Source organism: Rathayibacter sp. AY1B8, assembly GCF_002932775.1.
Classification (GTDB): Bacteria; Actinomycetota; Actinomycetes; order Actinomycetales; family Microbacteriaceae; genus Rathayibacter.
Genome location: NZ_PSWJ01000020.1, coordinates 1 through 12,761, shown reverse-complemented (window position 1 = coordinate 12,761; position 12,761 = coordinate 1). Strand labels below are relative to the sequence as shown.

Sequence of the window (12,761 nt, the reverse complement as noted above, 5' to 3'; positions counted from 1 at the left end):
AGCGGATGTCAGGGCTGCGGAGGCGCCGCGCGCGGAGGGCCCGCGACAGTGCGGCTCGCGAGCGCGCCGATCCCGTCGAGGGCGATCAGGACCTCCTGGCCGGGCCCGACCTCGACGGCCGTGCCGGGCGAGCCGGTGAGGACGACGTCACCCGGGTGGAGCGTGAGGTGGGAGGTGAGGTGCACCAGGATCTCGGCGGCGCGCCAGCCGAGGCGGTCGGTCGAGGAGACGGCCCGCACCTCCCCGTCGACGCTCACCGTGATGCCGACCGCGTCGACGTCGACTCCGGTCTCGATCCACGGTCCGAGCGGCGTCCAGCCGTCGCCGTTCTTGCCCTGGAGGAAGAGGCCGTCGGCGGCGATCATCCCCGGAGCGGTGACGTCGTTCGCGACCGTCGCTCCGAGCACGTGCGCGAGCGCGTCCTCGGGCGTGAGGTGCCTTGCGGTGCGGCCGATGACCAGGGCGAGCTCGCCCTCGACGACCACCGGCCCGATGCCCTCGTCGAGGACGATCGGGTCGCCGGGCCCGGCCAGCGTGTGCGCGGTCTTGTGGAAGGCCTGCGGGGGCAGCAGCCGGTCGGCCGCGGAGCCGTTGTGCGCCATGCCGAGGATGACGCGGGGCTCCACCGGGGCCAGCAGCTGCGCGCCCTCGACGGGCCAGCGGCGGCCCGTCTCGATCGGCTCCGCGGCGAAGGCGTCCTCGATCTCGCGCCACTCCCCCGCGACCTGGAGGACGACGGCCGGTCCGTCCTCGGCCCGGATCCGCGCGAGGCGCATCAGCGGACGCCCCTCGGCTCGACGCCGGTGCGGCTGCCCGTGCTGCTCGTTCTGCTGGTCGCCACGGTGCCTCGCTCACTCCGGCCCGCAGAGGCGGGATGGGCCGAGCGTAACAGCCCAGTGAACAGGATTCAACGGAATGGACGGCGAGGCGTCAGGCGGGCGCTCCGGCGACGAGGGGCGGGCGGCCGAGCGCCGCGGCGGCCTCGCGGAGGGCCGCGACGACCTCCTCCTGATCGTCGGCGATCGGCCGGACCAGCGAGACGCCGACCGCGACCGAGAGATCGGAGCGGGTGGCGGCCGGGACCGCGACGGCGACGCCCAGGACGCTGGGGTGCAGTTCGCCGTCGTCGATCGCGTAGCCGCGCACGCGCGCCGCGGCGACCTTGCGGACCAGATCGCGGGTCGAGGACGTGGACCGGTCGGTGAAGACGACGATGTCGCGGTCGTCGGCGAAGCGCTCGGCGATCTCGCTGTCGTCGAGCTCGGCCAGGAGCGCCGTTCCGACGGCCGTGGCGGAGGCGGGGTACCGGTCGCCGACGCTCGCGGACAGCGCGAACCGCTCCCGCCCCTCGTGCACCGCCAGGTAGAGGACCCGCGTGCCGTCGAGCAGCGCGATCTGCACCAGCTGACGCGAGAGCACCGGCGACTCCTCGCAGAGCCGGTAGAACTCGCGCACCGGGTCGAAGCCGGCGAGGTAGTGGCTGCCGAGCTCGACGGTGCGCCGGCCGAGGAGGAAGCCGGAGCCGACACGGCGGATCAGCCGGCCCTCCTCGAGCGCGGCGCAGAGGTTCGATGTCGACGACTTGGCGATCCCGAGCTCGCGGGCGATGTCCGTCAGCGTGCGCGGGCCGCCCGCGTCGGCGAGGAGATCGAGGATCCGCATGGCGCGCGACACGGCCGGGGCGCCCGAGCCCCTGTCGGAGTCGACCGTCGTCGGGGGCGCATCGGGGCGGGCCATGGCGTCCTCTTCCGGGGGCGGGATCAGTAGAACTCCACCGTATCGACTCGGTTGATCAGGGGCTCCCCGTCGAGGAAGCGGGTGGCGTTGCGCGCGAAGAGCTCGGCGATCAGGCGGTCCTCCGCGACGTTCAGCGCCGCGGTGTGGGGGCTGATCAGGACGCTCGGGTGGCTCCAGAGCGGGCTGCTCTGCTCGAGCGGCTCCTCCGCCACCACGTCGAGCGCGGCGAAGCCGACGCGGCCGTCGTCGAGGGCGGCGAGCAGCGCCTCCTCGTCGACGACCGTCCCGCGGCCGACGCTGACGAACGAGGCGCCGGGGCGCAGTGCGGCGAAGAACTCGGAGCCGACCAGCTTCTCGGTGGCGGCGGTGCCGGGGAGCGTGACGACGACCCCGTCGATCCGGCCCGCCACCTCCGCGATCGCGTCGGGGGCGACGATCTCGTCGACGTGCTCCACCTCGGTCTCGTGGCGGCTCGTGCCGATCACGCGGGCGCCGAGCTGCTGGAGCTTGCGGGCCGTCGCGCGCCCGATCGTGCCGAGCCCCACGATCAGGACCGTCTGCTCCGAGATCAGCCCCATCGTCCACCGGCCGCCCCAGACGCGCTCGCGCTGGAGGGACTGGAGGCGCGGGAGGGACTTGGCGCCGGCCAGGAGTCCGAAGACCCCGAACTCGGCGAGCGGCTCGGAATGGACTCCCGCCGAGGTGGAGAACGCGATGCGCTCGAGCTGCGCGTCGTCGAGCCCCACGGCCCGCACCTGCGCGCCTCCGCCCGCGGGCATCGTCTGCACCCAGCGGAGGCGCGGATTCGCGGCCGCCGTGCGCGCGAGGGCGGCGGGGGTCTCGTCCGGCACGCCGTAGAGCACGTCGGCGGAGTCGACCAGCTCGTCGAAGGCGCGCTGCTGCTCCGGAGTGCGCTGGAACGAGGGGTCTCCGCCGTGGTCGCCCGGGTGGCGCATCGGAGGGAGGAGGCTCTGGTCGGCGACGACGTCGAGGCGCGGCTCGAGCTCGACGATGCGGGCGATCAGCTCGGGGCTGAGCGGCGAGGCGATGACGACGCGGAGGCGATCGGTCACGGGTGTCCCTTCGCGGGACGGTGCGGGAGGCTCTCCCCCGGATCGGCCCGCGCCCACCCTACTTCACTCCTGTGAACCGTGTTCGATATGCTGGGCGCATGCCGGACACCACGACCGCCGCCCTCCCGCCCGCGCGCACCGGCTTCATCGGGCTCGGGAGCATGGGCGCCCCGATGGCCCGGCGCCTCGTCGCCGCCGGCGTCCCGCTCGGGATCACCGCGCGCCCCGCGTCCGCCGACCGCGCCCGCCGCGCCGTCCCCGGGGCGCAGTGGCACGACTCCGCCCGCTCGCTCGCCGCCGCCTCGGACGTGCTGATCGTGATGGTGCCGGACCTGCCGCAGCTCGAGGAGGTGCTCGAGGGAGAAGAGGGAGTGCTCGCCGCGGGGTCGGACCTCGTGCTCGTCGTCTGCTCCAGCGTGTCCGCCACCGGCCTGCGCGAGCTGGCGGGACGCCACCCGCGGCTCCGCCTCGTCGACGCCCCCGTCAGCGGCGGCACCGAAGGCGCCGAGGCGGGGACCCTCTCGATCATGGTCGGCGGGGCGGAGGAGGACGTCGCCCGGGTGCTGCCCGTGCTGTCCGCCTGCGGAACCGCCGTCCGCCTCGGGCCGCTCGGCGCCGGCGAGGTGGCGAAGGCCTGCAACCAGCTCGTCGTCGCCGCGACCATGACCGCGATCGCGGAGGCCGCCGTCATCGCCGAGCGCTCCGGCCTCGACCTCGACACGCTGCTCGCCCTGCTGCAGGGCGGCTACGCGGGCAGCCGCGTGCTCGAGACCAAGCGCGCCGCCCTGGTCGCCCGCGACTACACGCCGACCGGCGTCGCCTCCTTCATGGACAAGGACCTGCGGGCCGCGGCCGACGAGGCGGAGGCGACGGGCACCTCCGCTCCGCTGCTCGGCACGCTCCGCACCGTGTTCCGCGACCTGGTCGACGCCGGCCTCGGCGACGAGGACCTCGCGGTGGTGCACCGCTTCGTCGCCGAGCGCTGAGGCGGGGGGCGCACGCGCGCGGAGGCCGGGCGGAGACGTCCCGCTGCGCGCCGAGACGCCGGCGGGGGGCGGTGTCTCGGCGGAGAGGCGCCCGCGCGAGAGCAGCCTCCGCGCGTCGGCGCAAGGGCCCCCGCTCCGGGCGTCCCCGACCTAGCGTCGGAGGAACGGCATCATCGAGCGAAGGAGCACGACATGGCATCAGGAGTCGCAACGGTCTGGGTCCCCGTCACGGACATGGAGCGGGCGGTCGCGTTCTACCGCGACACGCTCGGCCTCGAGGTCAAGGACACCTCGGACGACTGGTCGGAGCTGGACGCCGGCGGGCTGATGATCGGCCTGAACGCCCGCGAGTCGGCGACGGTCGCGGAGCAGGGCGGGGCGGTCATCTCGTTCCAGCCCGAGGGCTCGATCGAGGACGAGCTGGAGCGCCTCACGGCGCGGGGCGCGTCGATCGAGGGCGAGATCAGCGACCACGAGTGGGGCCGCATCCTCCCCTTCAAGGACTCGGAGGGCAACGACCTCCAGTTCTACTCGCCGCCGCAGGGCTGAGCGGAGGGCCGCCGTCGAGGCGGCCGCGACGAGCGGCGGGCGGGCCGGAGCCGGAGGGCTGCGGTCCGCCCGCCGCTGTGCGTCGCGCGGGCGGTCGTTCCCCGCGCAGGTGCGTCGCCCGGCCGGTGCGGTCCTCGGATCGTCTCTCCGCCGCACGTGAGGCCCTCCTCCCAGCTCGCCTCCGCACCTGAGGTCCTAGGATCAGCTGTCCGCCGCATCTGCGGACTCCAGATCCGGAGGTCCCCGTGCATCGTCGCCTGCTCTCCCTCGTCCCGGCCGCTGCCGCGCTCCTCCTGCTCGCGGGCTGCTCCGCTCCGTCGACCCCCGCCGGCGATGCGGCCACCGGCGGCGCGACGTCCTCTGTCGGCGGCTCCCTCACGGTCTTCGCCGCCGCCTCGCTGAAGGGCGCGTTCACCGAGCTCGCCACGGGGTTCGAGGCCGCCGAGCCCGGCGCGCAGGTCGAGCTCTCCTTCGCCGGCTCCTCCGACCTCGCGACGCAGATCGTCAACGGCGCCCCGGCCGACGTCTTCGCCTCCGCCGACGAGCGCACGATGTCCACCGTCGCCGAGGCCGGGCTCGTCGACGGGGACCCGGTCGACATCGCCACGAACACGCTCGAGATCGCCGTGCCCCCCGGCAACCCGGCGCAGGTCGCCTCGCTCGCCGACCTCGCCCGGCCCGGGACCGCCACCGTCGTCTGCGCGCCGCAGGTGCCGTGCGGAGCAGCTGCCGCCGTGGTCGAGCAGGCCGCCGGGGTCGACATCTCCCCCGTGAGCGAGGAGTCGTCGGTCACCGACGTGCTCGGCAAGGTGTCCTCGGGCGAAGCGGACGCCGGGCTCGTCTACGCGACCGACGTCCGCGGGGCCGCGGGCTCGGTCACCGGCATCCCCTTCGCCGAGGCCTCGGAGGCGGTGAACACGTACCCGATCGCGGCGCTGACCGGAGCGGGCGACCCGGCCACGGCGGCGGCCTTCGTCGCGTACGTCGCCTCCGACGCCGGACGCGCGGCGCTCGCGGCGGCCGGGTTCGGAGCGCCGTGAGAGGCGTCGCGGCGTCGGAGGAGGCCTGCAAGGCGGTCGGCAGGGCGGTCGGCAGGTCGGTCATAGGAGGGTCGTAGGACGGTCATCGGAGGCGCAGAGCCCCGGCCGCCAGGGTTGCCCGCGACGGACACCACGACCGACGAGGAGCACGACCATGACCCGCATCCCGGAGCCCCGCAGCACGCCCGACGGACCGGCCTACGAGGGCCGCCGGCTCGACCGCCCCGAGGAGGAGGTGGTCGACCAGGGCCTCCCGTTCGACGTGGGGACCCTCTTCTCGCGGCGCGGCGTGCTGACTCTGGTCGGCGCGGGGGCGGCGACCCTCGGGCTCGCGGCGTGCGCCACCGGAGGATCGGGATCCGCCTCCTCCGCCGCCGCGACCGCCACCGCGACTCCCACCGCGACCGCCACGGCCGGGGCCGGCACCGCGGTCGCCGGCGAGATCCCCGACGAGACGGCCGGCCCCTACCCGGGCGACGGCTCGAACGGGGTCGACGTCCTCGAGCGCTCCGGGATCGTCCGCAGCGACCTGCGCACCAGCATCGGCGGCGGCGCGACGGCCGACGGGGTCCCCCTGGCGCTCACTCTGACGATCCTCGACGCGGCGAGCGGGGGCGTGCCGTTCGCCGGAGCCGCCGTGTACGTCTGGCACTGCGACGCGCACGGGGACTACTCGATGTACTCCAGCGGCGTCGAGGACGAGACGTACCTCCGCGGCGTGCAGGTCGCCGACGCGTCGGGCGTCGTCTCCTTCGCCTCGATCGTCCCGGCCTGCTACTCCGGCCGCTGGCCGCACATCCACTTCGAGGTGTACCCGGGAGTGGACTCGATCACCGACGCGTCGAACGCGATCGCGACCTCGCAGGTCGCCCTGCAGGAGGAGGCGTGCACCGCTGTTTACGCCCTCGACGCGTACGCGGGCTCGGCCGCGAACCTCGCCCGGGTCGGCCTGGACACCGACTCCGTCTTCGGCGACGACGGCGGAGCCCCGCAGCTCGCGACGATGTCCGGCAGCCCGGCGTCCGGCTACTCCGCGGCACTCACGGCGAGCGTCGACACCCGCACCGCGCCGACCGCGGGCGCCGCACCCCGCAGCCGCTGAACCCCCTTCCTCCTCCGCGAGACGCCGCTCCGGTCCGCGACACGCCGACGGAGGCGTACCGGAGCGGCCTCTCGCGAGAGGGGAACGGGCGTCAGCGCAGGAGGCGGCGGGCGACGGCCACGGCGCCGAGGGCCGCGAGGACCCAGGGACCGCCGACGAGCAGCGGGTCGAGGATCTGGTGGCGCACGTCGGACCGGCCACGGCGCGAGGCGATCGGGTGCGCGTGCGCCTCGGCCAGCACACCGGTCTCGGTGATCGGATCGTCCGGCCGTGTCGTGAGCAGCGAGCGGAGGTGCGCCCCGGTCGACTCCACCCGATCGCCCAGCACGAGCAGCAGCCAGTGCGCGTGGCGCCCCTCGCTGAACCGGTCGTAGGCGTAGCGGCGGATCGCGCCCGAGATCCCGTGGAGGGGCTGCGCCGTGCCGAAGACGGCGGGCAGCTCGAGGTGCTCGATGCTCTTCTCGCGACGGCCGTGCGTCCGCATCCTCTCCGGGCGCTCCCAGTGCGCGCCCGAGACGAGGTCGCTGCGCTCGCGGGGGAACGCGGGCCGGTCGGCGGGATCGAGGTCGGCGCCCCAGCCGGGGATGCGGGCGCGCAGCTCCTCGGCGGTCGGCACGCGGACGGGGCGGTCGGCGGTGTACGGCACGGGATCCTCCTACGGGACGACGACGGTCTTGATGCAGCCGTCGAGCTTGGACGAGAACAGGTGGTACCCCTCGGCGATGTGCTCGAGCGGGATGCGGTGCGTGATCAGGTCGCTGGGCGTGATGTGCCCGGCACGGATGTGCTCGAACAGGCGCGGCCACTGCCGGGTGACGGGGGCCTGGTTCATCCGCAGCGCGAGGCCCTTGTTGACGGCGTCGCCGAACTTGACGGCGCTCGCGAGCGGCCCGTAGGCGCCCATCACCGAGACGGTCCCGCCCTTGCGGACGCCGTCGATCGCCCAGTTGAGCGCGATCGGCGAGCCGCCCTGCAGCTTGAGCTTGGCGCCGGTGACGTGCTGGAGGAGGTTCCCGTCGGCCTCCGCCCCGACCGCGTCGATCACGACGTCGGCGCCGAGCCCGCCGGTGGTCTTCTTGAGGGTGACGATGAGGTCGTCCTCCTCGGTGTAGTCGATGGTCTCCGCGAAGGCGAACTCGCGGGCCTTGGCGAGGCGGTAGTCGATCTGGTCGACGACGATGACGCGGCCGGCGCCCATCAGCCAGGCGGACCGCGCGGCGGCCAGGCCGACCGGTCCGGCTCCGAGCACCACGACCGTGTCGCCCTCGACGATGTCGCCGAGCTGCGCGCCGAAGTAGCCGGTCGAGAAGGCGTCAGTGAGCATCAGGGCGTCCTCGTGCGGCAGCCACTCGGGGATCTTCGTCGGGCCCACGTCGGCGAACGGGACGCGCACGTACTCCGCCTGCCCGCCGTCGTAGCCGCCCGCCGAGTGCGAGTAGCCGTAGATGCCGCCGATCGCGGTGGCGTTCGGATTCACGTTGTGGCAGTTGGAGTAGAGGCCGCGGGAGCAGAACCAGCAGGAGCCGCAGTAGATGGTGAAGGGGACCATCACCGTGTCGCCGACGCTGAGGTACTCCACCGACGAGCCGACCTCGTCGACCACGCCGATGAACTCGTGGCCGAAGGTGTGGCCGATCCGGGTGTCCGGGAGCAGCCCGTGGTAGAGGTGCAGATCGGATCCGCAGATCGCCGCCATCGTCACCCGGACGATCGCGTCGTTCGGGTGCTCGATCCTCGGCCGGTCCTTCTCCTCCACGCGGACCTTGTAGGGGCCCCGGTAGACCATCGCGCGCATGCCGCCTCCTGTGTCGTCGTCCCTTCAGCGTGCGTCGCGCTCCTGCCGGTCCTCCAGGGGGTTGCGCGCGCGGCCCGGGATCCCCAGCGTCCGTCCCTCCGCGTTCCGCTCCTCCCTCTCCGCGAGATGCCACCCGGATGCGCGGCACGCCGCAGGAAGCGCACCGGAGCGGTATCTCGTGGAGAGGAGACGGGCACGGCACAGGCTCAGCCGCGGACGTAGGATCGACTCCATGCCGCAGATACGGATCAGGGACGCCGCCGCCGCGCTCGGCGTGAGCGACGACACGCTGCGGCGCTGGATCGAGAACGGGACGCTCGAGAGCGCGAAGGACGCGTCCGGGAGACGCGTCGTCGACGGCCTCGAGGTCGCCCGGCTCGCCCGCGCGAACGCCGTGCTGCCGGAGGATCCGTCCCCGGTCGCGCGCTCGGCCCGCAACCGCTTCGTCGGGATCGTCACCGGCATCGTGATGGACACCGTGATGGCGCAGGTCGAGCTGCAGTGCGGTCCGCACCGCGTGGTCTCGCTGATGAGCAGCGAGGCGGTCCGCGAGCTCGGGCTCGAGCCCGGGTCTCCCGCGGTGGCGGTGGTCAAGGCGACCACGGTCATCGTCGAGACGCCGCTCGCCCGCGGCTGATGCGCACCGGGTCCGGCCTGCCGCGCTGGGTCGTGGCCGTCGCCGCGCTCGGCGCCCTGCTGGTGCTGCTCCCGCTCGCCGCGATCCTCGCCCGCGTCGACTGGCCGCAGTTCCTGCCGCTGATCACCTCCGACTCCTCCGTCGCCGCGCTCCTGCTGAGCCTGCGCACCTCCGCCGTCGCGACTCTGCTGTGCCTGCTGCTCGGCACCCCGATGGCCCTCGTGCTCGCCCGCACGGCCTTCCCCGGCCAGCGCCTGCTCCGCTCGCTGGTGCTGCTGCCGCTGGTGCTCCCGCCGGTGGTCGGCGGGCTGGCGCTGCTCTTCACCTTCGGGCGGATGGGCCTGCTCGGCGGCGGGCTGGAGGCCCTCGGCGTCCGCATCGCGTTCTCGACCACCGCCGTCGTGATCGCGCAGACCTTCGTGGCCCTGCCGTTCCTGGTGCTGACGCTCGAGGGCGCGCTGCGCAGCGCCGGCGCGCGGTACGAGTCTGTCGCCGCGACGCTGGGCGCCTCGCCCGGGACGGTGCTCCGGCGGATCACGCTGCCGCTGATCCTGCCGGGCCTCGCCTCGGGCGCGATCCTCTCGTTCGCGCGGGCGCTCGGCGAGTTCGGAGCGACGCTGACCTTCGCCGGCAGCCTCGAGGGCACGACGCGCACCCTCCCGCTCGAGATCTACCTGCAGCGCGAGAGCGATCCGGACGCGGCGGTCGCCCTCGCGCTGGTGCTCGTGGTGGTCGCGGTGCTCGTGATCGGTCTCGCGCACGGGCGCTCCGCCCGGGGGGTGCCGCGGTGAGCCTGCTGCTGGAGGCGCGGCTCGCGGCGCGCGGGGTCGACGTGCGGATCGACGTGGCCGAGGGCGAGACGATCGCGCTGCTCGGGCCCAACGGCGCGGGGAAGTCGACCGTGCTCGAGCTGATCGCCGGCCTCGTCCGCGCCGACTCCGGGCGGGCGACCGCCGGCGGCGCGCTGCTCTTCGACGACCGCCGGTGGACTCCTCCGCACCGCCGCTCCGTCGCCCTGCTGGCGCAGGACCCGCTGCTGTTCCCGCACCTCAGCGTGCGCGAGAACGCGGCGTTCGGTCCGCGCAGCGCCGGCGCCGGACGGGCGCGGTCCCTCGAGCGGGCCGAGCGCGAGCTGGCCGCAGCGGGCGTGGCCGACCTGGCCGACCGGCGCCCGGGGAGCCTCTCCGGCGGCCAGGCTCAGCGGGTCGCCCTCGCCCGGGCCCTCGCGACCGACCCGCGCCTCCTGCTGCTCGACGAGCCGCTGGCCGCGGTCGACGCCCGGACCGCCCCGGTCCTCCGCCGGATGCTCCGCGAGGTGCTCGCCGACCGCTCGGCGATCGTGGTCACCCACGACGTGCTCGACGCCTGGACCCTCGCCGACCGGGTTCTGGTGCTGCACGGCGGCCGGGTGGTCGAGGAGGGGCAGACCGCCCGGGTCCTCACGCGCCCGCGCACCGCGTTCACCGCCGAGCTCGCCGGGCTCGAGCTGCTCGACGGCGTGCGCACCGCGACGGGTCTGCGCACCGCCGACGGTCACGAGCTGTCCGGAGTGGCGGCCGAGCCGGTCGCGGTCGGCGCCGCGGTGCTCGCCGCGGTCCGCCCCTCCGCCGTCTCCGTCGGAGAGGGAGGCCTCCGCGCCGTGATCACCGATGTGGAGCAGCGGGGAGACGCGGTGCGGGTGCGCAGCGCGCTCCTGACCGCCGACGTCCCGGCGGCCGACGCGGCGTGCCTCGACCTCGCGCCCGGCCGCGAGGCAGGCTTCACCGTCGCTCCGGAGGATCTGCTGGTCTACCCGGCGTGAGGGGCGGGCACGAGGAGGCGGCTCGTCATCCGGCGTGAATCCATCCCTCGGACCGCCCTGTGCTCGACGCGAGGGACGGCGGGAGCGCCGGTGCCGCTACTCCGCCCGTCCACCGTCCCCGCCGGGCGCCGCGCCGGACAGCGGGAGCCGCGCCCGCAGCCGCGCCCCCGCGAGCACGGGCGAGTCCGAGAGCTCCAGCGAGCCCCCGTAGACCGCGAGCTGCCGCTCCAGCCGCGCCAGGCCCGAGCGCGTCGACCCCTCGACGAGTCCGCGGCCGTCGTCGTCGAGGGTGAGCACCACGACGCCCGCCTCCTCGTCGCCGCGCACCCGCAGCGAGGAGGCGCCGCCGTGCTTCAGCGCGTTGGTGACCGCCTCCTCCAGGAACCGGACCAGGAGCATCCGCTGGTCGAGCGGCGGCTCGGCACCCTCGGCGGCGAGCGCCGGGATGCGGCCGAGGTCGAGGTCGACCGCGATCTCGGGAGGGAGGCGCGCGACGAGGTCGCGGACGGCGGGGACCAGGCCGTGGTCGATCTCGACCGGGTAGAGGGCGTGGCCGACCGCGCGCACCTCGTTCTCGCGGAGCCGGTCGAGCCGGGCGGCGATGGCGAGCAGCCGCTCCGAGGCCGCCTCGTCGGATGCGCTCGCGACCGCGTGCAGCTCGGCGGTCAGCACCACGAGTCCGTTCTGGAGGCCGCCGTGCAGGCTCTGCGCGACGTCGCGCCGCACCCGCAGCTCCTCCCGCTGCAGGGCCTGCACCGCCTCGAGCGCCTGCACGGAGGCGCGGGCGTGCTCCCGCTCCTTCTCGCGCACGCGCCGTGCCGCGCGCACGAGCAGGTAGCCGTAGGCGGTGATCAGCGCGATCACCGTGGATCCGACGACCAGCTCGACCGCGAGAGCGGGGAGTGCCGAGAGCGGGTAGACGCCGGTCAGCACCTGGAGGCAGCAGCGGACGAGTCCCATCCCCATGGCGATGACCGCCGTTCGAGCCACGCGGGCGCCGCCGGTCGAGCGCTCGGGACGCAGCACCGCGACCAGGGCGATCGCGAGCCCGATCGTCGCCACGTTGACCAGGACGCGCGTCGTCACGTCGAGCAGCGGCCCCGGATCGACGCCCCGCAGCGTCCGCGACAGCATCCCGAGCGCGAAGACGGCCTGGAGCGCGGCCAGCAGCGAGAGCACGCCGCCCAGGAGGGCCATCGCTCCGAGGACGATGCGGTTGTCCTCGCGCGCGTCGCGCGGGCCGGCGCTCATCCGGTGTGCTCGAGGAAGAGGAGCGTCGCGTCGACCCTCGGGTTGCGCTCGCCGTCCGAGCGGACGCCGAGGGCCGCGTAGACGGCGTTGACGTGGTTGTCGACCGAGCGGACCGCGATGCCGAGGCGCTCGCCGATCGCGGCGTTGGTCAGCCCCGATGCGAGGCCGGAGAGCACCTCGTACTGGCGCGGGCTCAGTGCGGCGACCGGGGCGTCGCGGCGGGCCGCGCGGGCGGCGACCAGCGCCGGGTCGAGCACGGTGCGGCCGTCCGCCGTCGCGCGGACGGAGGCGAGCAGCGCGGGGGCGGAGAGAGAGGAGGTCTTCGAGAGGTAGCTCCAGCCGCGGGCCTCGGCGCGGTCGAGGCGGAGGAAGCGGTGCATCGCGTCGACGGCCGAGAGCAGGACGATGCCCAGCCCGGGCGCGGTGGACCGCAGCCGGCGCCCGAGCTCGATGCCGTCCCCGTCGCCGAGCTCGATGTCGAGGATCGCCACGTCGAGCTCCGCGGGCCGCAGCACCGACCGCGCCTCCGTGGCGGATCCGGCCTCCACGACGCTCCGCACGCCCGGCGCCGCGCGCAGCAGCGACGACAGCATGTGCCGGTAGAGGGGCTGGTCGTCGACGACGGCCAGCCTGAGCTCCGGAACGCCCCCCGCGGATGTCATCCGCCCATCTTCACCCATGCTCCGGAGGTCCAGGCGTCCCTCGACCGGGGGTCGTCGCGCGGAGATCCGCGTCAGCGCGACGACCCCCGGTCGTGGGACGACTGGTCCGCCGGAGACTGAGTCACGCG

Annotated in this window: 14 protein-coding genes; 7 read left to right on the top strand and 7 right to left on the bottom strand. The window is 74.9% G+C overall.

Annotated features, from left to right (window positions below; all coding sequences use genetic code 11):
- Positions 1–8 precede the first annotated feature (8 nt).
- The 3 genes from C5C63_RS12190 to C5C63_RS12180 all read right to left on the bottom strand — a co-directional run bounded on the left by C5C63_RS12190 (position 9) and on the right by C5C63_RS12180 (position 2,810).
- Positions 9–776, bottom strand: a complete 768-nt coding sequence (locus C5C63_RS12190; protein ID WP_104326135.1) for a fumarylacetoacetate hydrolase family protein — start codon at positions 774–776, stop codon at positions 9–11.
- Between the two features lie 154 nt (positions 777–930).
- On the bottom strand, positions 931–1,737 hold the full coding sequence (locus C5C63_RS12185; protein WP_104326134.1) for an IclR family transcriptional regulator: 807 nt from the start codon (positions 1,735–1,737) through the stop codon (positions 931–933).
- A 23-nt stretch (positions 1,738–1,760) separates the two neighbouring features.
- Complete coding sequence (locus C5C63_RS12180) at positions 1,761–2,810, bottom strand: D-2-hydroxyacid dehydrogenase (protein WP_258065453.1); 1,050 nt, start codon at positions 2,808–2,810, stop codon at positions 1,761–1,763.
- Positions 2,811–2,908: 98 nt separating this feature from the next.
- Between C5C63_RS12180 and C5C63_RS12175 the strand changes: the two genes are divergently transcribed.
- The 4 genes from C5C63_RS12175 to C5C63_RS12160 all read left to right on the top strand — a co-directional run bounded on the left by C5C63_RS12175 (position 2,909) and on the right by C5C63_RS12160 (position 6,487).
- Positions 2,909–3,796 (top strand): NAD(P)-dependent oxidoreductase, encoded by an 888-nt coding sequence (locus tag C5C63_RS12175; protein ID WP_104233521.1) that lies wholly within the window; start codon positions 2,909–2,911, stop codon positions 3,794–3,796.
- A 192-nt stretch (positions 3,797–3,988) separates the two neighbouring features.
- A complete protein-coding gene (locus C5C63_RS12170; protein WP_104233520.1) occupies positions 3,989–4,345 on the top strand; it encodes a VOC family protein in 357 nt (118 codons plus the stop codon).
- A 245-nt stretch (positions 4,346–4,590) separates the two neighbouring features.
- A complete protein-coding gene (modA, locus tag C5C63_RS12165) occupies positions 4,591–5,385 on the top strand; it encodes a molybdate ABC transporter substrate-binding protein (RefSeq protein WP_258065452.1) in 795 nt (264 codons plus the stop codon).
- A 154-nt stretch (positions 5,386–5,539) separates the two neighbouring features.
- Positions 5,540–6,487: an intradiol ring-cleavage dioxygenase gene (locus C5C63_RS12160; protein WP_104326132.1), complete on the top strand. Its 948-nt coding sequence runs from the start codon at positions 5,540–5,542 to the stop codon at positions 6,485–6,487.
- A gap of 91 nt (positions 6,488–6,578) precedes the next feature.
- Here C5C63_RS12160 and C5C63_RS12155 read toward each other — a convergent pair whose 3' ends face one another.
- Together C5C63_RS12155 and C5C63_RS12150 are read right to left on the bottom strand one after the other, a co-directional pair.
- A complete protein-coding gene (locus tag C5C63_RS12155; RefSeq protein ID WP_104260653.1) occupies positions 6,579–7,133 on the bottom strand; it encodes a hypothetical protein in 555 nt (184 codons plus the stop codon).
- Between the two features lie 9 nt (positions 7,134–7,142).
- Positions 7,143–8,282 (bottom strand): zinc-dependent alcohol dehydrogenase, encoded by a 1,140-nt coding sequence (locus C5C63_RS12150; protein ID WP_104326131.1) that lies wholly within the window; start codon positions 8,280–8,282, stop codon positions 7,143–7,145.
- A gap of 232 nt (positions 8,283–8,514) precedes the next feature.
- Between C5C63_RS12150 and C5C63_RS12145 the strand changes: the two genes are divergently transcribed.
- Genes C5C63_RS12145 through C5C63_RS12135 form a run of 3 tightly spaced genes read left to right on the top strand, consistent with a single transcriptional unit; the run spans position 8,515 to position 10,720 of the window.
- Positions 8,515–8,919 carry a molybdopterin-binding protein gene (locus tag C5C63_RS12145; protein ID WP_104222447.1) on the top strand — a complete coding sequence of 135 codons (405 nt, stop codon included), beginning with the start codon at positions 8,515–8,517 and terminating at the stop codon, positions 8,917–8,919.
- Positions 8,919–9,710, top strand: a complete 792-nt coding sequence (locus C5C63_RS12140; protein WP_104326130.1) for an ABC transporter permease — start codon at positions 8,919–8,921, stop codon at positions 9,708–9,710. Before C5C63_RS12145 ends, C5C63_RS12140 begins: the two co-directional genes overlap by 1 nt.
- Positions 9,707–10,720: a sulfate/molybdate ABC transporter ATP-binding protein gene (locus C5C63_RS12135; protein WP_104326129.1), complete on the top strand. Its 1,014-nt coding sequence runs from the start codon at positions 9,707–9,709 to the stop codon at positions 10,718–10,720. Before C5C63_RS12140 ends, C5C63_RS12135 begins: the two co-directional genes overlap by 4 nt.
- 96 nt (positions 10,721–10,816) lie before the next feature.
- Here C5C63_RS12135 and C5C63_RS12130 read toward each other — a convergent pair whose 3' ends face one another.
- Positions 10,817–11,971, bottom strand: coding sequence for a sensor histidine kinase (locus C5C63_RS12130; RefSeq protein WP_104292639.1), 1,155 nt, complete (start codon positions 11,969–11,971; stop codon positions 10,817–10,819).
- The gene (locus tag C5C63_RS12125) at positions 11,968–12,633 is read right to left on the bottom strand and encodes a response regulator transcription factor (protein WP_104292643.1); all 666 of its coding nucleotides are present in this window, start codon (positions 12,631–12,633) and stop codon (positions 11,968–11,970) included. The genes C5C63_RS12130 and C5C63_RS12125 overlap by 4 nt, the downstream gene beginning before the upstream one ends.
- Positions 12,634–12,761 lie beyond the last annotated feature (128 nt).

Excerpts from the sequence above, each read along its gene's own strand:
- C5C63_RS12170 (WP_104233520.1), top strand. The coding sequence starts at position 3,989 with ATGGCATCAGGAGTCGCAACGGTCTGGGTCCCCGTCACGGACATGGAG.
- C5C63_RS12190 (WP_104326135.1), bottom strand. The coding sequence starts at position 776 with ATGCGCCTCGCGCGGATCCGGGCCGAGGACGGACCGGCCGTCGTCCTC.
- C5C63_RS12140 (WP_104326130.1), top strand. The coding sequence starts at position 8,919 with ATGCGCACCGGGTCCGGCCTGCCGCGCTGGGTCGTGGCCGTCGCCGCG.
- C5C63_RS12160 (WP_104326132.1), top strand. The coding sequence starts at position 5,540 with ATGACCCGCATCCCGGAGCCCCGCAGCACGCCCGACGGACCGGCCTAC.
- C5C63_RS12145 (WP_104222447.1), top strand. The coding sequence starts at position 8,515 with ATGCCGCAGATACGGATCAGGGACGCCGCCGCCGCGCTCGGCGTGAGC.
- C5C63_RS12130 (WP_104292639.1), bottom strand. The coding sequence starts at position 11,971 with ATGAGCGCCGGCCCGCGCGACGCGCGCGAGGACAACCGCATCGTCCTC.
- C5C63_RS12125 (WP_104292643.1), bottom strand. The coding sequence starts at position 12,633 with ATGACATCCGCGGGGGGCGTTCCGGAGCTCAGGCTGGCCGTCGTCGAC.
- C5C63_RS12175 (WP_104233521.1), top strand. The coding sequence starts at position 2,909 with ATGCCGGACACCACGACCGCCGCCCTCCCGCCCGCGCGCACCGGCTTC.
- C5C63_RS12150 (WP_104326131.1), bottom strand. The coding sequence starts at position 8,282 with ATGCGCGCGATGGTCTACCGGGGCCCCTACAAGGTCCGCGTGGAGGAG.
- C5C63_RS12185 (WP_104326134.1), bottom strand. The coding sequence starts at position 1,737 with ATGGCCCGCCCCGATGCGCCCCCGACGACGGTCGACTCCGACAGGGGC.